This window comes from Paenibacillus soyae, assembly GCF_024623455.1.
GTDB lineage: Bacteria > Bacillota > Bacilli > Paenibacillales > Paenibacillaceae > Pristimantibacillus > Pristimantibacillus soyae.
On record NZ_JANIPJ010000035.1, the window covers coordinates 1 to 18,429 of the forward strand.

The following is an 18,429-nucleotide window of genomic DNA, read 5'->3' on the forward strand; positions in this document are numbered from 1 at the left end:
GGTTTTCTGGTATGATTGTCATCGAGTAGAGTCCCTTCTTGGTGGCGTGGTAACCCCGAGGATACTCTACTTTTTTGTGTCTTGGAAAGACTCCAAATGTTGGTACACAACTTATTGTACGTCATCGGGATACTGAAAAATAGCGGCGATTGTACCGTTATTCCTGAGCGTTTCTCTCCTACGGGATGATGAACGCGAAAATAACGGTACTATCGCCGCTATTGCAATACGTACCCGCCAACCTGCCGAAAATAAAGGTAAAATGGCCGCTATTTCCCTATGCATCAACTCAACCCGAGCAGCGGAAGGCCGAATGCCGACCTATGCAAAAAGAGCCTCGCCATCCCGTCTGTACGGAATGGCGAGGCTCTTTTTGTGCACGCAGCACGAAAGACCCCCGAGTTACTGCAGCTCCTCCACCGTCTCCCGCAAGGCGGCGATGAACGCGTCCATCTCCTCGTCCGTGCCGATGCTCACGCGCAGATGATTGTCGATGCGCTTCGATGCGAAATAGCGGACAAGCACACCCTTCTCCCGCAGCCGGAGGAAAATGTCCTTAGCCGCGATCGATGGATGCGAGATGAACAAGAAATTCGCTCGCGATTCCGTGCCCCGGAAGCCGAGCTCGGCTACCTGCCGCGCGACGCGCTCCCGCGTGCGGATGACCTTCTCCGTCGTCTCGCGGAAGTAGGCTTCATCCTGCAGCGAAGCGACGGCTCCATGCAGCGCCAGCCTGTCCAGCGTGTAGGAGTTGAACGAATTTTTGATCCGGTCAAGTCCTTCGATCAGCTCCTCCGAGCCGAACGCGAAGCCGACGCGGAGGCCCGCCAGCGAACGCGATTTCGAGAGCGTCTGAATGACGAGCAGATTCGGGTAGTCGGGCACGAGCTTCACTGCCGACTCTCCGCCGAAATCGATGTACGCCTCGTCGATAATGACCACGCGGTCCGGGTTCGCTTCGAGCATCGCCACGATGTCGGCGAGCGGCAGCAGCTTGGCCGTCGGAGCGTTCGGGTTCGGCAGAATGATGCCGCCGTGATCGCCGCCGGATGTAAACTCGCCAACCGGAATGTTGAACTCGTCGTCCAGCGGAATCAGCCGCGGCGTCAGACGGTACAGCTGCGCATACACTTTGTAGAAGCTATATGTAATATCCGGGAACAGGACGGGCTTCGCCGGATCGAAGAACGCGGCGAACGCGAACGCGAGCACCTCGTCGGAGCCGTTGCCCACAAAAATCTGCTTCGGCGACAGGCCGTAGCAGCGCGCCACCTCTTGAATAAGCGCGTCGCATGTCGGATCCGGATAGAGCCGCAGGTCGGCATCCGCCGCGGCCGCTATCGCTTCCAACGCTTTCGGCGACGGCGGATACGGGTTCTCGTTCGTATTCAGCTTAATATAAGTCTTGTCCTTAGGCTGCTCGCCAGGCACGTAAGGCTCGAGCGACCCGGCAAGCGGACTCCAAAACTTGCTCATTGTCAGATTCCTCTCCTCATGAATGGCCGGGTCAGCATTAATCCGATCCAAGCGCCGGCCGTGTTCAATATAATATCGTCAATATCGAAGCTGCCTACCTTCAGCAGCATTTGGGCGATCTCCACCGCGCCGATCAAGCAGATGCAGGCGGCCACGAGCATATGGCTGCGGCTGAATCTCGTATGGAGCAGCGGCAGGAACATGCCGATCGGGATGAATAGGATCAAATTGCCGAATAGATTACTGACCCAGGTCACGAAATTAAAATGGTCCCGGTACACCACGTAACGCTCGATCGTCTCGAACGGCACGAGATTGTACGCGTATTCGTCCATGAAATAACGATCCCGCAGAAACAAGAGATTCATCATGATTGCGGCATACAGCACGGCCAGCACCGTGACGGTCAAGTTGAACCCGATCCGCTTGCTGTACGCGTTCCGGTATAATTTTACGGCAATCACCTCATTCGCTTCATTCGGGCGACCCGCCCGGCACCTTCCTGCCCAGAATGACGAGATCGCGCTCGACACCGTCCAGCACCGCCACGCGGGGCAGGAAGCCGTACTGCTCGAAGCCGTATTTGCGAAGCAGCTTCAGGCTTGGCTCATTATGCCCGAACACGAAGCCCAGAAGCGTCGTTAGACCCAGGCGGGGGCTCTCTCCGATCGCCTTCTCGATCAGGACGGAGCCGAGGCCAAGCCCGCGGTACTTCTCGTCTATGTATATGCTGACCTCCGCCGTCGCTTGATAGGCCGGACGACCGTAAAACGATTGGTAGCTCAGCCAGGCGCCGATCTCGCCATCTTCCATGCGGACGATCCAGATCGGCCGTTTGTCCGGCGAGTGGTTGTCGAACCATGCCCGCTTGCTCTCCACGGTCGCCGGCTCCAGGTCGGCCGTAACCATGCGGCTCGCGATAGTCGAATTGTAGATCTCTACGATGCGCTCCAGATCGGAGCTCCCGGCATCGTGAATGGTGTAGGCTGGCAGGCTCATGTCTCATCTCTCCGCATTCTCTGGTGATGTATAAGGTTGTTCAAATAATTCCGGTAGTCCTCCGGCGTATTCAAATTGCGCAGCCCTTCCTCTGCCTCCGCTATGCCCGCGCCGTCTGACTCCGTCCCCGATCCAGCTGCTAGCGGTACCACTGTCGTCTTCAGCCTGCCGAGCAGCCCCATAACCCGGTAGTCCCGGTTCTCCAGCGCCTCCGCCACCGCCCCGGCGACGCGGGTGTGGTACAGCGCATGGAACGGCTGTCCCGCGGCATGAACGACATCCGCCTCGGCTCGACCGCCGTCGATCGCCTCCAACAATTGCTCCAGCAGCACTCCGGATACCGCCGGCATGTCGCAAGCCATCACGAACGCGTACCCGCGAGGAATGGCGGATAACCCAGCGTGCAACCCGGCCAGCGGCCCGTTGCCGCCAGGATAGGCATCGGCGACGAACCGCACCTTCCCCGCCGCCAGCTCCTCCCGGCAGCCCGAGAGCGCCTCGCGGTATATCGATGCCCGCTCCTCCGTACCGGCCGCAATCGTGACCGAATCCGTCAGCGCAAGCATCTGCAAGACGAGCCGCTCCAGCAGCGGCATGCCGTCAATCGGCAGCAGCGCCTTGTCCATTCCCATCCGGCTGCTGCGGCCGCCTGCCAGAATCAGGCCATGTAGCGGCCGATGTCTCCCCTCCGTTTTCAACTCGGCTCCCCCTTCGCTTCCCGAGCATACAGACAGCCCGCCAAGCGACAATGCCTGACGGGCTGTTAGCCTGCCGATTATCGTTAGGCTTTCGACGGATCGAACGAGCTCTTCAAGGAGACGATGCGGTTGAACGCCAGCTTCTCGGACGTCGAATCCTTCGGATCGACGTTGAAATAGCCGTGACGGAAGAATTGGAACTTATCTCCTCCGGCCGCTTCCTTCATGTTCGGCTCGACGAAGCCGCTTTCCACCGTCAGCGAGTTCGGATTAATCCGCTCCAGGAACGAAGCGCCTTCTTCCTTCGACTCGTCGAGGATAAGAGGCTCGTAGAGGCGGAAGTCCGCAGGCACGGCTTGAGACGCTTCTACCCAATGAATCGTGCCCTTCACCTTGCGCTCGTTGAAGCCGCTGCCGCTCTTCGTCTTCGGATCGTACGTGCACCGAAGCTCGATCACTTCGCCGTTCTCATCCTTAATGACTTCCTGGCAAGTGATGAAATAAGCGTGCTTCAGCCGCACCTCGTTGCCCGGGAACAGGCGGAAGTATTTGCTCGGCGGGTTCTCCATGAAGTCGTCCTGCTCGATGTAGATCTCGCGCGAGAACGGAATTTGGCGGGTGCCCATCTCTTCGTTCTCCGCGTTGTTCTCAGCCTCCAGCATCTCGACCTGCCCCTCCGGGTAGTTCGTGATGACGACCTTCAGCGGCTTCAGCACCGCCATCGTGCGCAGCGCCTTCAGCTTCAGATCCTCCCGGATAAAAAATTCCAGGTTCCGCTCGTCCACCACGCTGTTGCTCTTCGCGACGCCGATCTCACGGCAGAACGCGCGAAGCGCTTCCGGCGTGTAGCCCTTGCGGCGGAGGCCGCTGATCGTCGGCATGCGCGGATCGTCCCAGCCGTCCACGATGCCTTCGTCCACGAGCTGCTTCAAGTACCGTTTGCTCATGACCGTATTCGTCACGTTCAGGCGCGCGAATTCATATTGGCGAGGCTTCGCCTCCATCTCGCACTCCTCGATCGTCCAGTCGTACAGCGGCCTGTGGTCCTCGAATTCCAACGTGCAGATCGAATGCGTGATGCCTTCGATCGCGTCGCTGAGCGGGTGCGCGTAATCGTACATCGGATAGATGCACCAGGCGTCGCCCGTACGATGGTGATGAGCATGCGAAATGCGATAGAGCACCGGATCGCGCATCGTCATATTCGGCGAAGCCATGTCGATCTTCGCGCGAAGGACGCGCTCTCCGTCCTTGAACTCGCCCGCGCGCATGCGCGCGAACAGGTCCAGGTTTTCTTCCACGCTGCGGCCCCGATACGGACTCTCCTTGCCCGGCTCCGTCAGCGTGCCCCTCATCTCCCGGGTTTGCTCGGCCGTCAGGTCGCAGACATAAGCCTTGCCCTTCTTAATAAGCAGAACCGCCCTATTGTACAGCTCCTCGAAGTAATCGGAGGCGAAACGCAGCTCCTCCCACTCGAAGCCGAGCCACTTCACGTCTTCCTGGATGGATTCAACGTATTCTGTATCTTCCTTAACGGGGTTCGTATCGTCGAAACGAAGGTTCGTCTTGCCTTTGAATTCGTCGGCCAGCTCGAAGTTCAGACAGATCGACTTGGCGTGTCCGATATGAAGGTATCCGTTCGGCTCCGGCGGGAATCGCGTAATGACTTCCTGCACGCGGCCGCTCTTCAAATCTTCCACGACGATGTTTTTGATAAAGTTTGAGGATGATGTCTTCTCCACTGCGCTCTCCATCCGCGACCAACCTTTCCCAATCGAAAATAGTTATCTATTTATAATACACAAAATTTGGGGAAAATACACGCGCAAAACGCCGTCGTTGCTTGTCCTCCAAGCGGATTTCCAGTCATTATTCGCATCATATACCCGCTTTGAAACTTTTTATAACATTCCTTTTTATTAGAATCCTCTCACTTTCAACACGAATCTACATTTTCCCATTATAGTAGAGCTTAAGTTGTTCAAACATACTGCCTAATTCCCGATCGGGAAACGGGGGAACCACTTTGGGTGAATTGATTTCGACGTTCGGCACGCCGATCGCCTTGGGAATCATAGGGAACCTTCAACCGAACCCCACAGCTAACCTCGTAGGCACCGGAAGGAGCTCCACCAATTGAAGAAGAAAGTAAGCATGATTCTTGCGGGCCTCGTTCTATTGCTCGCATTCCAGGCTGGCAGCGCATTCGCAAGCGCTTCCAAGATGGACGGCATTATCGACGACTTAATTGGTACGAGATATTCGTACGGCGGTACATCCACCAAAGGCTTTGACTGCTCCGGATTCACGGGGTACGTGTTCGACAAGATGGGCATCGACCTTCCTCGCAGATCGGTAGATCAAGCGTCGGAAGGCACCAAGGTGGCCAAAGCTGATCTCAAGCCAGGCGACCTCGTCTTCTTCGACACCAGCGGCTCAAACAATGGCGGCATCTCGCATGTCGGTATCTACGTGGGAGACGGCAATATTGCTCATGCATCCACAAGCAAGGGCGTAACGATCGACAAGCTGGACTCCTCCTACTACAAATCGCGCTTCGTTACGGCGCGCCGCGTAATGGATGAGGAAACGTTCAAGACGTACGCTGAAGCTGTGAAGTAAATTTATAAGGCAAAAAAGGCTGCTCTTTCGTAGGATTCTACGAAGGAGCAGCCTTTTTGTCGCCTATGAGTTGCTGTTGCTTCTTGCCGAAGCCCAGCCATGCGATCAGCACGAGCAGGAGGATGACGACGGTACTTGCGATGCTCCACATCGTCGTCCGTACCGGGTAGTTGTCCATGAACCATCCCGTCAATCTTGGCAGAATCGCGCCGCCGACTCCGCCGAGAGCAACGAGCAGGCTGGTCGTTCGCTCCGTCATACCCGGGAGCAAGCCGTTCGCATAGACCAGGGCTATGCCGAACAGGCCGGAGAAGAACAAGCCGCTGAACGCGACCAAGACGAGCATCCAGCCCTCCGAGGCGGTTGCCGCCATGCCGACGAAGGCGCACGCCGCCCCGGCCGAGAAGACGGCCAAATAGCTTGCGTGGCCCATCCGGTCCGCCAGCACGCCCGCGAACAACCTACCGAATACCATCGTCCCCCAGAATAAGCTGAGCGCCGCGGCGGCGGAAGACTCCTTCATGCCGGTTCGTTCAATGAGCATCGAAGGCAAGTAATTGGAGAAGCTCATCTCCACCCCTACATAGATCAGGAAGAAAAGCGCGCTTAAGAACAGAAACGGCAGCGACTTGGCTGGGTAACCGAGCCACCCGCGTCCTGCTCCCGCCGATGAAGCTGTCCGCTTTCCGGAATGGCCATCCGCGTTGTCCCGTCTTTGCTCCCCCGCTTCGACCCGCTTTGGTCCAAGACTGTCGTCCAAGCTTCCGAAGGACATTGTCAGCCACAGAACGAAAGTGATCCCCGCCATCGCGGCGAGAATGGGGAAGGACAGCTGCCATACCTGCTGCTGAATCAGATAGGCTGCTGTAATCGGAATAATAAGGGCTCCGATACCGAAGAATGTCTCCAGCCGGCTCATCGCCGACGCCTTTCCTTTCATCAAATCGATAACGGCGGCCCCGACAATCGCCTCCGTCATTCCGAAGCCGATTCCCGCGATCGGCGCGAACGCCAGCATCCAACCCCACGGCAGCAGCAGGCTGTAGGCCGCTTCCGCGATAGTGAGCGCCCCCATCGCGAGCAATACCGCGCCCCGCTTCCCGACTCTTGCCGTGAGGGTCGGGGCCAGCAGCACGCCCGCAAGAAAGCCGAGGAACTGGTTCATGATCCATTGCCCGCCGTCTTTGTACGTCAGACCGTAATAGTCGATGAGCTGCTCCAGAACGGCCCCGCCGACGACGTGCGCGATGCCGATCACCAGATACGATAAGCAGCCCATCCACATGAGCTTCTTCATTGCCATCCAATCTCCTTGTTCTTCACGCCCTGCCGACGTTCCTCTGATATAATGCCTATATGACGAACTTAATCCGCTTCTCTCATTATAAACCAAACGATTGGACCGTGACCATGGCGCCCATGACCGATATCCATGCGGCCGAGCTATGCGAGTGGCGGTACGACCCGCCTTACGATTTCTATAATTGGCCGGCGTGGGAGGACATGAAGAAGGACGGAATCGAATTTGGCGATCCCGTCCTCCGTTACAATCAATATGCGTCCGTGCTTGGTCCCGGCGGCCTGCTTATCGGTTTTGCCCAGTTCTTCCCCTTGGGGACCTCCGTCATCAGGCTAGGACTCGGGCTTCGGCCCGAGCTATGCGGGCTTGGACTCGGTCAGCTGCTTGTCCGAGCCGTCTCCGAGGAAGCCCGGCGAAGATCGCCCGGCGCCGAAGTCGACCTTGAAGTTCTGACTTGGAACGCACGGGCGATCCGAACCTACGAGAAAGCCGGCTTCCGGATCGAAGATACGTACATGCGGCCAACGAAGGACGGCGAACAGGAGTGCCACTGCATGGTCTACGCTCCATAACTACCATATCTAACTGCTGCTTGCGCGCGTGCCCGCGTCCCGAATATCCGCGAACAATATGTGTCCCGGGCGCGCCAGTATCAGAATCGTCCGAACCCACTCCCTCGTGTCGAGATCGGCATATGACTTCGATACGATCGATCTTCGCCGCTCGCCAAGCTGCACCACATTCGGGACGAAATACGGCCGCCAGCTCCAGTTCGCATGACGAAACCGTTCTTCGCGCCGCCATTCGTTCTCGCCTTCGCGGATATAATTGGCGGTCAACTGGATTCCTTCCTCGTTGCAAAGGTAAACCCGAAGGCAGCTTTCGTGGAGCCCGGGCAGCAGCCGCTCTATCCAGGCGTCCGCGTCATCCCGGGCGCCAAGCGGTCCCGCCGAATGGAGTATCCGCTCCGCAAGGAGCTCCGCCTGGCTGTGCCATAGCTTCTCCGACGCGGCATACTGCTTCCTATGCCGAGAAAGCTCGCTATCGATTACATCCGCGAATCGGCTTGATTCCATGAAGTCCGGCTCCGCTCCGGCGAAGAAGAAGCCCTGCACGTATCTTGCGCCGGATCCGATGGCGCGCTCCAGATCCTCCCGCGTCTCTACACCTTCGAATAGAAGCGATGCCCCGATCTGCTCCGCCAAATCCGAGAAGGACCGCAGCACGCCGAAATATCCGTTATGCGTGGCGCTCTTCTTCACCATATGAACGTCGATCTTCAGCAGATTCGGTTGAATCTGGGCGATCCGGTCGGCGCTGCTGAACCCGCTCCCCACGTCGTCGATGGCGATCAGGCAGCCTTGCTCGCGATAACGCTCCACGACGGCGCGTAGCACCTCCATGGAGCCGCCGAAGCTCTCCTCCGTAATCTCGATAACGACGCGGCGAGGATCGACGCCGAACTTCTTTAGCAGCGAAAGCGTGTACAATTCCCCGGACTCTCCGATCCTGTAAATCCAACCAGGCTTCAGATTCAAAAACAATAACGGAGGATCCTTCTCCTGCCCCACTCTCTCGATCGCTCGCTCCCGGATGATCCGGTCGACCGCCAGATGCTCCTCGGCCGGAATTGACGAGTCGCCGAAGAACGGTCCGAGACTTCTCACGGAAGCTGCGCCCACCGCCCTTCCAAGAACCTCGTAGCCGGTAATACGGCCCGAATCCAGAGCAATGATCGGCTGATAGTAGGCTGTTATCGATTCGTCATAAAGTCCAAGCGATATAGGCAACGGTTGTTTAATCGGCAAGTTTGGCATCGGCCCACCTCTATGTTACGTGCGTGTCAAATAATCTATCACGATATTCCTCTCATTGTAATGGAGGCTTCCCGCAATGTAAAGATTTTCGACACCATTCGCGCGCTAGAGGCAGGCTCTCGCTTAAATCAGCCGAACGATTTGGATGACGTTATCCCCTTGGGACACCTCGATCACATGATGTTTGCTGTTATAGATCACGGCTCCTCCCCCGACCTCGATCTGGGCATGCTCGCCCAGCCCATAGAATACGTCGTCCGCGAGCGCCTCCATCACCTCGCGGCGGTCTTCCGCGCCAAGCGCTTCCCATTCCTCCGGCTCCATCTCGAAAAACGTGTAGCTCTCCTCTATTTTGCCGACGGCATCCGTTAATTCATTTAATATATCGGCGTACTCCCGCGCATGGCGCACTCCCATTTCGACACAACTCCTTCAAATTATTGATCGCTTACGGATTACTTTAAGTTCACGTTCAAAAAGTTGAACATCCTCTATAATTTCAGAATACCCTTTTGTCGATATAAATAGAAGTAGTGAAGGCTGTTATAAACAGAAAGCCATAAGAAACTAAACATATTGGACGGGGTGCATGATGAAAAACTCAACGATTATCGGTATTATAGTGGGTCTTGTCGCGATTCTTGGCGGGATGGTGCTGAAGGGCGCGCACTTGTCCTCGCTGCTTAATCCCGCTGCCTATATGATCATTCTGGTCGGTACGTCCGCATCCATTCTGATCGCGTTCCCGATGTCCGAGCTGGGCAAGCTCGGCAAGCTGTTCAAGATCGTCTTCAACGAGCCGAAGCTTCCTTCCCGCGAAGATCTGATCGCCCGCTTCATGGAATGGGCGTCCATCACTCGCCGCGAAGGCCTCCTCGCCCTCGAAGCCAAAGTAGACGAGATCGAAGACGACTTTCTCCGTAACGGCATGCGCATGATCATCGACGGCAACGACCAAGATCTCGTGCGCGACGTTCTGCTCGAGGATATTGCCGCAACCGAGGAACGCCACAAAGCCGGCGCTCTAATCTTCACGCAAGCAGGCACCTACGCTCCGACGCTCGGGGTTCTCGGCGCCGTTGTCGGTCTCGTTGCCGCCCTGGCGGATATGAGCGACATGGACAAGCTGGCCCACGCTATCGCAGGCGCGTTCATCGCGACGCTGCTCGGTATATTCACAGGTTATGTCCTGTGGCATCCGATTGCCAATAAGCTGAAGCGTATCTCCAAACGCGAAATTCAGATTCGTCTTATGATGCTGGAAGGACTTCTCTCGATTCAATCCGGCGTATCGACCATCGCCATCCACCAGAAGCTGTCCGTCTTCCTGACTCCGACCGAACGGAGGAAGATGGCCGAGAAGGAGGGCGCAGCCGATGAGCAAAAAGCATAAGCATGACGATCACGAAGAGCACGTAGACGAATCGTGGCTTATTCCTTACGCCGACTTGCTCACCCTACTGCTTGCGCTCTTCATCGTTCTCTATGCCATGAACTCCGTCGACGTGAAGAAGTTCGAGCAGATGTCCCAGGCGTTCAGCGTGGCGTTCAATAACAGCGGCGCGGGTATCCTCGATTTCCCGTCGGCGGTGGAGACAGGGCAGGATCCGAAGAAAAATGATCAGAATGCCGACGATAAGAACAATACGGACGCGAACAAGCAGCCGGATGCCAACGTCAATAAGGACGCGACCTCCGAGGAGGACGCTTCGATGGAGGAGCTTATTAAGCGGGAGCAAGCGGAGCTGGAGGATCTGAAGAAGAAGATCGATGACTATATCGACAAGGAAGGTCTGACCTCGGATCTCGAGACAAAGCTCAATATGTCGCAGCTGCTCATCACGATCAGCGACAATGCGCTCTTCTCGCCGGGACAAGCTACGGTGAAGCAGGAATCCGAGGCGCTTGCCTCGGCCATCTCCAAGATGCTCCAGGAGTACCCGACCTACAAAGTCATCGTGGCCGGCCACACGGACAATACACCTGTCGGACGCTCCGAGTTTCGATCCAACTGGGATCTTAGCTCGATGCGCGCTATCCGGTTCCTGGATATTATGCTTGAGAACAAAAGCTTGGATCCGACGCGGTTCAGCGCCGTCGGCTATGGCGAATACCACCCTCTCGTGGAGAACACGACGGCGGCTAACAAAGCCAAAAACCGCCGCGTAGAGGTATCGATTCTCCATTCGTACGTCGATTCCACGAACCCGCAGCAGCTTCAGGTTAAGCAGTAAACTATTCGTTCCGCAAAAAAAGAGCCGCCGGCAACCGCCGACGGCTCTTCTTCTTATTGCGGTGTATAGTTCAATAGGCCGAACAGCTCCCTGCGCTCGCCTTCCGTCAGATCGCGCCACTTGCCGACCGGCAGCTCGTCGAGCCGAATGTTCATGATCCGGACCCGCTTCAGCTTGCGCACATGATAGCCGAAAGCTTCGCACATTCTGCGGATTTGGCGATTGCGCCCTTCGGTTAAGATGATCCGGAACGTCCTCTCCGCTACCCGGGTCACCTTGCACGGGAGCGTCAGGCTGCCCAGCACCTTAACGCCTTCCGACATGCCTTTGACGAAGGCGTCGTTAATCGGACGGTCAACCGTCACGATATATTCCTTCTCGTGCTTGCCCTCCGACCGCAGTATCGGATTAACCACATCGCCGTCATTCGTGAGCAGAATAAGCCCTTCGGAATCCTTGTCCAGCCTGCCAATCGGGAATATCCTCTCCTTGTGGCCTACGAAGTCCACGATGTTTCCTTTAATATGACGCTCGGTCGTGCTCGTTATGCCAACCGGCTTGTTGAGCGCGATATAGACATGGCGCTTCTGCTCGCCGATTCTTCTTCCTTGTACACGGACATCGTCTCCAGGCTCCGCTTGGCTGCCAAGCTCCGCTACGATTCCGTTAATCGTCACTTGTCCGCTTTCGACGAGCTTGTCCGCCTCGCGCCTGGAGCAGTATCCCGTATCGCTAATAAATTTATTGATTCTCAATGCAGATTCACCTCATTGTAGCGTATCCTACACTATGACGAGGAATTGCGCAACCGCGCCGCCAGCTGAGCGATTTCGCCGGATGGGATCATGCCGGGCTGCGCTTCCCGCCCGATGGCAGCCGCCAGCATCGCTTCGGCAATCTGCCGGGCCGGATTCGGCTTATACGGACTCATCGGTCCTTTGAACAAGAAGGGCATCCTCTCGGCCAGCTTGGCCGCCAGTCGCTCCGCGAACCGGTACTCCTTACGATCTCCGGTAATTAGGGACGGCCGGAAAATATGCAGCCGCTTCAGCGGTAAAGCCTGCAGCTCGCGTTCCAGTCTTCCCTTTACACGGCTGTAGAAGAACGGGGATTTCTCGTCGGATCCCATCGCGGTAATGACCAGCATACGCTCGGCCTCATGCGTCGCCGCCAATCGGCCAAGCTCGAGCGGATAGACGTAATCCACACGTTCGAACTGCTCCTTCGATCCCGCTTTCTTCCGGGTTGTCCCTAGCGCGCAATACACGTCCGCGCCTGCCACCTTCTCGGCCGGCAGCATGCCGAGCTCGTCATAGTTGATGACAAGCTGCTCCAAGCGGGGATGCGCCAGATTTATTCTTGTTCTAACGAGTACCGTCACTTTGCGGTAGTCCGACCGACTGAGCAGCAGCTTGACCAGCTCGCCGCCGACAAGCCCGGTCGCCCCCGCAATAAGCGCTCTACGCTCCAATTGCTGTTCCCCCTCAAACGTTATCCTCAAATCGGCAATAGCCTTTGAGAAAGATGACTTCGTAAGCATTAGCTCTATCTCTCTACGCTTCCAATTTGACGGGTTCTTCCTCCGCCTTCATGCCAGGAAGCGTTACTTTCACGGAGGTTCCCACATTCACTTGGCTCTGTATATCTAATGTGCCTTGATGGCTGTTAATAATTCGCTGGCTGACCATAATGCCAAGTCCCGTGCCCGTCTCCTTACCGGTGAAGAACGGATCGCCGATCTTCGAGATCATCTCCTCCGGAATGCCGATGCCTTCGTCCGTAATCGATATGGCGATGCTTGCGCCTTTCCTCTGAATCGAGATATGAACCGAGCCTCCGCCGGGCATCGCTTCGATCGCGTTCTTCAGCAGGTTGATGAACACCTGCTTGAGCTGGTTCTCCTCGCACGAAATCAGGCATTCTTCCTCCGTAATAACCGTGCGGAACACGATATTGTGAAGATGCGCCTCGCTGTTCAGGAACAACAGGACATCCTGGAGCACGTCGCGAACATCCTTGGTCACGAATTTGATTGCCTGCGGCTTCGCTAGAATTAAGAACTCTCCGACAATGAGGTTGATGCGGTCCAGCTCGGACAGCATGAGCGACACATGGGATGTATTCAGCTTCTTGCTCTGCAGCTGGAGCTGGAGGAAGCCCCTCAGCGTCGTAAGCGGATTGCGGATCTCGTGCGCCACGCCCGCCGCGAGCTGGCCGACCGTAGTCAGCTTCTCCGAGCGGCGAAGCAGCTCCTCCATCCGGTTTCGGCTGCGCATATCCCGGCAGATGCTGGCGAACGCGCGGATCGAACCATCCGAATCCCGAATCGGAGACAGCGTCACGCTTACCGGAATCTTCTCCCCTGTCTTCGTAACCCGGACCGTCTCTTGGGCCGGCAGCTTCTTGCCCGCGAGCAGCAGGCCGATCATCTGGCGCTTCTCCATCCGATGCGTCTCGGGGATGGTCGGATATCTCATACCGAGCACTTCCGCTTCCTCGTAGCCGAATAGCTGCTCGAACGCATGATTCACTTGAATCACCTTGCCGTCCAGGTCCATCAAGTGGATCGCGTCATTGGAGTGGTTAATAAACGATTCGAGATGCTCTTTCATCCGGCGGTTCTCTTCGAAAGCCTTCCGCAGCTTGTTCATATAGATACTCAAGTTCTGGGACATGGCGTTTATCTTAAGCGCAAGGAGACCGAATTCGTCCTTCCGCTTAATCTGAATCGGCTTATGGAAGCGAACCGACGACACTTCGTTGACCTTCCACAATATATCCTTAAGGGGCCTTATGATGAACCCGACGAACCAGTAAATGGCGACTAGCATAATCAGCAAAAAAATGCCGGTGTAGAGCAGCGTATAATCGCGTTTCATTCCGACAAGCGTATCGAGCATGCTTCGGTCATAGACGACGCTGATTACGTACTCTCCCAGCCTATCGCTCGCGTAAAAGCTGCGCAAATATTCAATGCCGTCGATCGTCGCGACGCGCAGCGAGAATTCGCCCGGCTTCGCCGCTTGCACAGAGGGAAGATCGTTGTTAGCATCAATATAGGTATACGTCCCGTAATGGACGTCTAAGGAATCCTTCCGGAACACCGACACTTCCTTAATCGAGCGGTTCATGACGCTCATCGCCTCGAACAGGAAATCGGGCTCCGGAGTATCCGGCACGTCCGCCGATTTTCTCGCCGCTTCATAATTTTCGATGAACTCCACCGTCTCGACCGAGTTATGTTCCATCGATGCCTTGTTGAATTCTTTAATTCCTCTCACCATCGAATATTCGCTAAGTAGATGGTATAGAATGACAACAACAAACAATACGAGAGAGATGGCGATGCAGAGCTTGGTCTTGATCGACAATGAGCGACACATCCTTCGGCGAGATGATCGGTAAGACATAGTACCAATTGACTATTCACACTTCATTCACACTATTAACAGAAGTTATACACAGGAGTGAATAAATTGTGAATAATTATGTGCACAACCAAAAAGTTATCCACAAATCTATCAACAGTATGTTAACATCGGAATAAATGTTCGTTGGATAATCCGATGACCTTGTTGGAGTAAGGAGTCTGACTGTTCATGAAGAGAGAAGAAGAAGACCGGCGCTGGATGCTCGAGGCCATTGCAGAGGCCGAGAAAGCGGAAAGCATAGGCGAAGTGCCGATCGGCGCCGTTATCGTACGCCATAACGAGGTCATCGGCCGCGGCCATAATTTGCGGGAAACGCGCCATGACCCGACGGCCCATGCCGAACTGGTCGCCATTCGGGACGCCTGCGACAAGATCGAGGCTTGGCGACTGCTGGACTGCACGCTGTACGTCACGCTCGAGCCGTGCCCCATGTGCGCCGGAGCCATCGTTCAGTCGCGCGTGAAGCGCGTCGTATACGGCACCCACGACCCGAAGGCCGGCTGCGCGGGTACACTCATGAACCTACTACAAGAGCCCCGTTTCAATCACGAAACGGAGCTCACAAGCGGCGTCCTTCAGACGGAATGCGCATTGCTGCTCACTCGATTCTTTCGTCGGCTGCGTGGTAGGTAAATTATATTAGAGTTTGTCGCGGTGCGCGGATAATTCGAATTCGGTACGTTGTATCTGTTGAAGAGCAACGATAAGCTGGTCGGCTTCCTCGCTGATCGCCAGAACCGCCGGGTCGGTCAAACTGCCTCGCGCTTCGGCGATTTCGTGAAGCTTTTGCCGAAGCGACTGCAACTGTCTAAGCAAGTGTTTTTTTTCCATGGTCGCTTCGAGGCACACTCCTTATCTAGTAATCATGCGGTAATAGTTCCATTATACTCTTTGCAAGTCGAAGAGTTTGTAAAATCGTGTCGACGGATGGCTACAATTTTTAGGCATCATTCGACAAATTAAGGATATTGATTCCATTTTATAGTACTATTGAACTAGCGATAGCGCAATGTTCCTAGCTGTCTATTCACATAATTGTAATATAAGAAACGATACAGTAAAATGAAATCCATACCGCAATCGTGCGGCGGGAGGCGAAACTGTGCGCCATAAAGCGGTCATTCTTGGCTGTAATTATTATATTGGGCTAAGCGCCATTCGTTGCTTGGGCATGCACGGCATACATACGGTTGCAGTCGATTATTCCCCGGAACGCGCTTACGGCGCGTTGTCGAAATATACGTCGGAGCGACTGATTGCGCCTCATTATAAAGAAGAGAAAGAAGCTTTCATCGCGTTCCTGAAGGAATACGCGAGGAAGCAGGAGCTCCCACCCGTGCTCATCCCCTGTCATGATTCATACGTCGAGGCGATCGACGAGCACCTCGTCGAGCTCAGGGAGCTCTATTTGATCCCCCAGACGCGGCAGGGTTTGTACACAGAAGTTATGAACAAGGAATCGCTGCACCGGCTGGCCCGCGGGCTCGGCGTGCCGGTACCGGAGACGATCCGTCCGGACGAAGAGGATTTCCTGGAGCGAGTCGAGCGGGAGCTGGGCTACCCTTGCATCGTTAAACCGACCGATTCTCCCTCCTTCGTCGCCGCCTTCCGGCGGAAGCTGTTTATCGTGCATCATCGCGCGGAACTGCTGGAGGCGATTGATCAAGCGAATCGCGCGGGGCTGGATATCATCGTTCAGCGGATTATTCCGGGGTTTGATGACCATATGTACACCTACGACGCCTATTTGAATCAGGAGTCCAAAGTCACGCACGAGGTAACCTGCCAGAAATTCAGGCAGTTCCCCATTAACTTCGGCGCCTCCGTCTATACGGGGCAGCGCTACGTGCCGGAGCTGATGGACATCGGCGGATCGTTCCTGGAACGCATCGGCTGGAAGGGCTTCGCGGAGATCGAATTCAAGAAGGACGCGAAGACGGGCGTTTTTTATCTTATCGAAGTGAACGTGCGGACAACGAACTTGAACGAGCTGCTGCGGAAGGTAGGGATCAACTTCCCTTACGTTGCCTATATGGAGCTTGTCGGCACGCCGCTAGCGCCCCAAGTGATCAGGCGGGACACGAATCGCGTCTTCTGGTATTTCTACGAAGATATGCTGGCGGTTCGGGATTATTGGCGCTCCGGTCAGCTCGGCATAGGAAACGTGCTGCGTTCGCTGCTGAAGCCGAAAGCCTATGCCATCTGGTCATGGCGGGATCCGAAGCCGGCGTTCGCCTTCGCGTCGATAATCGCGGGCAAGCTTTGGAACAAGATTCGGAGACGTAACAGACAGGAAGAAGACAAGAAGAGGATAGGAAGAGGACAGGAACAGGATTGGAGTGGATAACATGCTGCTGGCTGCATTAGTGGAAGGGCTGGAATACGGCACCCTGCAGGGTGATCTCCACGTGGATATATCTGACATCGCCTTCGATTCAAGGGAAGTGTCGAAGGGCGGGCTGTTCGTAGCAATCACGGGCTTCACCGTGGACGGTCATCGCTATATCGAGAAGGCCGTGGAGCTGGGAGCCGCGGCCGTTCTCGTCGAGAAGGACATCCACGTCGACGCGGACGTTACCGTGCTGAAGCTGCAGGATACTCGGCAAGCTCTCGCGGAAGTAGCCGCAAGGTTCTACGGAAGGCCTTCCGAGAAGCTGAATCTGATCGGCATCACGGGTACGAACGGGAAGACGTCGACGACTTATTTCATCAAGTCGATTCTCGAGCAAAACGACCGTAAGGTCGGCGTCATCGGCACCATTGGCGCGATGGTCGGGAACGAGCCTCTCCGTACCAAGTCGACGACTCCGACAACGCCGGAATCGCTGCATCTGCAGCGCATGTTCGCGGATATGGCGGAGGCCGGCGTACAGGATTGCGTCATGGAAGTATCCTCCCATGCGCTCAGCCTGCACCGCGCGGCGGCAACCCGCTTCAAGATCGGCGTCTTCACGAACTTAACGCCCGATCATCTGGAGCTGCACAAGACGATGGAGGAGTATTTCGAGGCGAAGGCCATGCTCTTCGATCTGACGAGCGATTTCAATATTATCAACGTCGACAACGACTTCGGCCGTCAGCTGATCGACAAGGTGAAAGGCTACGACACCAAGCTGGTCACTTACGGCATCGAAGAGGATGCGGACATTCGGGCAACCGACATCCGTTACGAAGCGGACCGCACCACGTATCTCGCGCATACCCCAGCGGGCAGCATCGAGATTACGGTCAATCTCCCTGGAAGCATCTACGTATACAATAGCTTGGCAGCCGTCGCGTGCGCTTATTGCAGCGGCATCAACTTGGAGCATGCGGCTGCCGGTATTCGAGCGGTCGAGCGAATCAAAGGCCGGCTGGAGGTCGTCTATCACGACGACGAGAGGAAAATCATCGTCGACTTCGCCCATACGGAGGACAGCCTCGAGAAAGCCCTGTCGACGCTTCGCCCGTTCACCCAAGGACGTCTGCTGCTCGTCTTCGGCGTCTACGCGGCCCCGGGCGCGGTAGGTAGCCCCAAACGCGAGGCGATGGGCAAGATCGCGGCGGAGCACGCCGACTTCTCCATCGTGACCTCCGACAATCCGAAGGATCAGGACCCCGACGCGATTATCGCGGAGGTGTCCGCCGCCGTGGCAGCCGCAGGGGGAGCTTATCGCGGCATCGTCGACCGTAGGGAAGCGATTCAGTTCGCGATCGATATGAGCGAGAAGGACGACGTTATTCTCATCGCGGGCAAAGGTCATGAGACAACCCAGGTCATCGGCAAGACGGAAATTCCGTTCAACGAAGCGGAGATCGTCACGGAGATCATGGCGGCCCGCAAATCGAATTCCTCATCAAAGAAGGTTTGAC

At 56.0% G+C, this 18,429-nt stretch carries 19 protein-coding genes and 1 riboswitch; of the genes, 7 read left to right on the forward strand and 12 right to left on the reverse strand.

What is annotated here, in order from left to right; genetic code table 11:
- Positions 1–402 precede the first annotated feature (402 nt).
- The 5 genes from hisC to NQZ67_RS28565 all read right to left on the reverse strand — a co-directional run bounded on the left by hisC (position 403) and on the right by NQZ67_RS28565 (position 4,927).
- The gene (hisC, locus tag NQZ67_RS28545) at positions 403–1,476 is read right to left on the reverse strand and encodes a histidinol-phosphate transaminase (RefSeq protein WP_257452688.1); all 1,074 of its coding nucleotides are present in this window, start codon (positions 1,474–1,476) and stop codon (positions 403–405) included.
- A 2-nt stretch (positions 1,477–1,478) separates the two neighbouring features.
- Complete coding sequence (locus tag NQZ67_RS28550; protein WP_257452690.1) at positions 1,479–1,940, reverse strand: VanZ family protein; 462 nt, start codon at positions 1,938–1,940, stop codon at positions 1,479–1,481.
- 10 nt (positions 1,941–1,950) lie between these two features.
- Positions 1,951–2,475 carry a GNAT family N-acetyltransferase gene (locus NQZ67_RS28555; protein ID WP_257452692.1) on the reverse strand — a complete coding sequence of 175 codons (525 nt, stop codon included), beginning with the start codon at positions 2,473–2,475 and terminating at the stop codon, positions 1,951–1,953.
- Positions 2,472–3,173 carry a molybdenum cofactor guanylyltransferase gene (mobA, locus tag NQZ67_RS28560; protein WP_257452694.1) on the reverse strand — a complete coding sequence of 234 codons (702 nt, stop codon included), beginning with the start codon at positions 3,171–3,173 and terminating at the stop codon, positions 2,472–2,474. Before mobA ends, NQZ67_RS28555 begins: the two co-directional genes overlap by 4 nt.
- Positions 3,174–3,256: 83 nt before the next feature.
- Positions 3,257–4,927, reverse strand: coding sequence for a glutamine--tRNA ligase/YqeY domain fusion protein (locus NQZ67_RS28565; RefSeq protein WP_257452696.1), 1,671 nt, complete (start codon positions 4,925–4,927; stop codon positions 3,257–3,259).
- A 227-nt stretch (positions 4,928–5,154) separates the two neighbouring features.
- Positions 5,155–5,305, forward strand: a riboswitch (cyclic di-AMP (ydaO/yuaA leader).
- Positions 5,306–5,309: 4 nt separating this feature from the next.
- Here NQZ67_RS28565 and NQZ67_RS28570 point away from each other — a divergent pair.
- Positions 5,310–5,795: a C40 family peptidase gene (locus NQZ67_RS28570; protein WP_257452698.1), complete on the forward strand. Its 486-nt coding sequence runs from the start codon at positions 5,310–5,312 to the stop codon at positions 5,793–5,795.
- Positions 5,796–5,832: 37 nt separating this feature from the next.
- Here the strand turns inward: NQZ67_RS28570 and NQZ67_RS28575 are convergent, their stop codons facing one another.
- Positions 5,833–7,092 (reverse strand): MFS transporter, encoded by a 1,260-nt coding sequence (locus NQZ67_RS28575; protein ID WP_257452700.1) that lies wholly within the window; start codon positions 7,090–7,092, stop codon positions 5,833–5,835.
- 59 nt (positions 7,093–7,151) lie between these two features.
- On the opposite strand from NQZ67_RS28575, the gene NQZ67_RS28580 reads away from it, so the two are divergent.
- The gene (locus tag NQZ67_RS28580) at positions 7,152–7,667 is read left to right on the forward strand and encodes a GNAT family N-acetyltransferase (RefSeq protein ID WP_257452702.1); all 516 of its coding nucleotides are present in this window, start codon (positions 7,152–7,154) and stop codon (positions 7,665–7,667) included.
- A gap of 9 nt (positions 7,668–7,676) precedes the next feature.
- Here NQZ67_RS28580 and NQZ67_RS28585 read toward each other — a convergent pair whose 3' ends face one another.
- Both NQZ67_RS28585 and NQZ67_RS28590 read right to left on the reverse strand, forming a co-directional pair.
- Complete coding sequence (locus NQZ67_RS28585) at positions 7,677–8,912, reverse strand: EAL domain-containing protein (RefSeq protein ID WP_257452703.1); 1,236 nt, start codon at positions 8,910–8,912, stop codon at positions 7,677–7,679.
- Between the two features lie 123 nt (positions 8,913–9,035).
- The gene (locus NQZ67_RS28590) at positions 9,036–9,329 is read right to left on the reverse strand and encodes a hypothetical protein (RefSeq protein WP_257452706.1); all 294 of its coding nucleotides are present in this window, start codon (positions 9,327–9,329) and stop codon (positions 9,036–9,038) included.
- A gap of 175 nt (positions 9,330–9,504) precedes the next feature.
- On the opposite strand from NQZ67_RS28590, the gene motA reads away from it, so the two are divergent.
- Together motA and NQZ67_RS28600 are read left to right on the forward strand one after the other, a co-directional pair.
- Complete coding sequence (gene motA, locus NQZ67_RS28595; protein ID WP_257452757.1) at positions 9,505–10,305, forward strand: flagellar motor stator protein MotA; 801 nt, start codon at positions 9,505–9,507, stop codon at positions 10,303–10,305.
- Complete coding sequence (locus tag NQZ67_RS28600; RefSeq protein WP_257452708.1) at positions 10,289–11,146, forward strand: flagellar motor protein MotB; 858 nt, start codon at positions 10,289–10,291, stop codon at positions 11,144–11,146. Before motA ends, NQZ67_RS28600 begins: the two co-directional genes overlap by 17 nt.
- Positions 11,147–11,199: 53 nt before the next feature.
- Here NQZ67_RS28600 and rluF read toward each other — a convergent pair whose 3' ends face one another.
- From rluF to NQZ67_RS28615, 3 genes are all read right to left on the reverse strand, one after another.
- Complete coding sequence (rluF, locus tag NQZ67_RS28605) at positions 11,200–11,901, reverse strand: 23S rRNA pseudouridine(2604) synthase RluF (protein WP_257452711.1); 702 nt, start codon at positions 11,899–11,901, stop codon at positions 11,200–11,202.
- A 32-nt stretch (positions 11,902–11,933) separates the two neighbouring features.
- Positions 11,934–12,617, reverse strand: a complete 684-nt coding sequence (locus NQZ67_RS28610) for an NAD(P)H-binding protein (protein WP_257452713.1) — start codon at positions 12,615–12,617, stop codon at positions 11,934–11,936.
- 82 nt (positions 12,618–12,699) lie between these two features.
- Positions 12,700–14,517 (reverse strand): PAS domain S-box protein, encoded by a 1,818-nt coding sequence (locus NQZ67_RS28615; protein WP_257452715.1) that lies wholly within the window; start codon positions 14,515–14,517, stop codon positions 12,700–12,702.
- A 228-nt stretch (positions 14,518–14,745) separates the two neighbouring features.
- Here NQZ67_RS28615 and tadA point away from each other — a divergent pair, with 228 nt between their 5' ends.
- Positions 14,746–15,210 carry a tRNA adenosine(34) deaminase TadA gene (tadA, locus tag NQZ67_RS28620; protein WP_257452717.1) on the forward strand — a complete coding sequence of 155 codons (465 nt, stop codon included), beginning with the start codon at positions 14,746–14,748 and terminating at the stop codon, positions 15,208–15,210.
- A 6-nt stretch (positions 15,211–15,216) separates the two neighbouring features.
- Here tadA and NQZ67_RS28625 read toward each other — a convergent pair whose 3' ends face one another.
- Positions 15,217–15,393, reverse strand: coding sequence for an aspartyl-phosphate phosphatase Spo0E family protein (locus NQZ67_RS28625; RefSeq protein ID WP_257452718.1), 177 nt, complete (start codon positions 15,391–15,393; stop codon positions 15,217–15,219).
- Between the two features lie 286 nt (positions 15,394–15,679).
- Between NQZ67_RS28625 and NQZ67_RS28630 the strand changes: the two genes are divergently transcribed.
- Positions 15,680–16,924, forward strand: a complete 1,245-nt coding sequence (locus NQZ67_RS28630) for a carboxylate--amine ligase (RefSeq protein WP_257452719.1) — start codon at positions 15,680–15,682, stop codon at positions 16,922–16,924.
- Between the two features lies 1 nt (position 16,925).
- A complete protein-coding gene (locus tag NQZ67_RS28635; protein WP_257452759.1) occupies positions 16,926–18,428 on the forward strand; it encodes a UDP-N-acetylmuramoyl-L-alanyl-D-glutamate--2,6-diaminopimelate ligase in 1,503 nt (500 codons plus the stop codon).
- The last annotated feature ends 1 nt before the right edge of the window (position 18,429 follow it).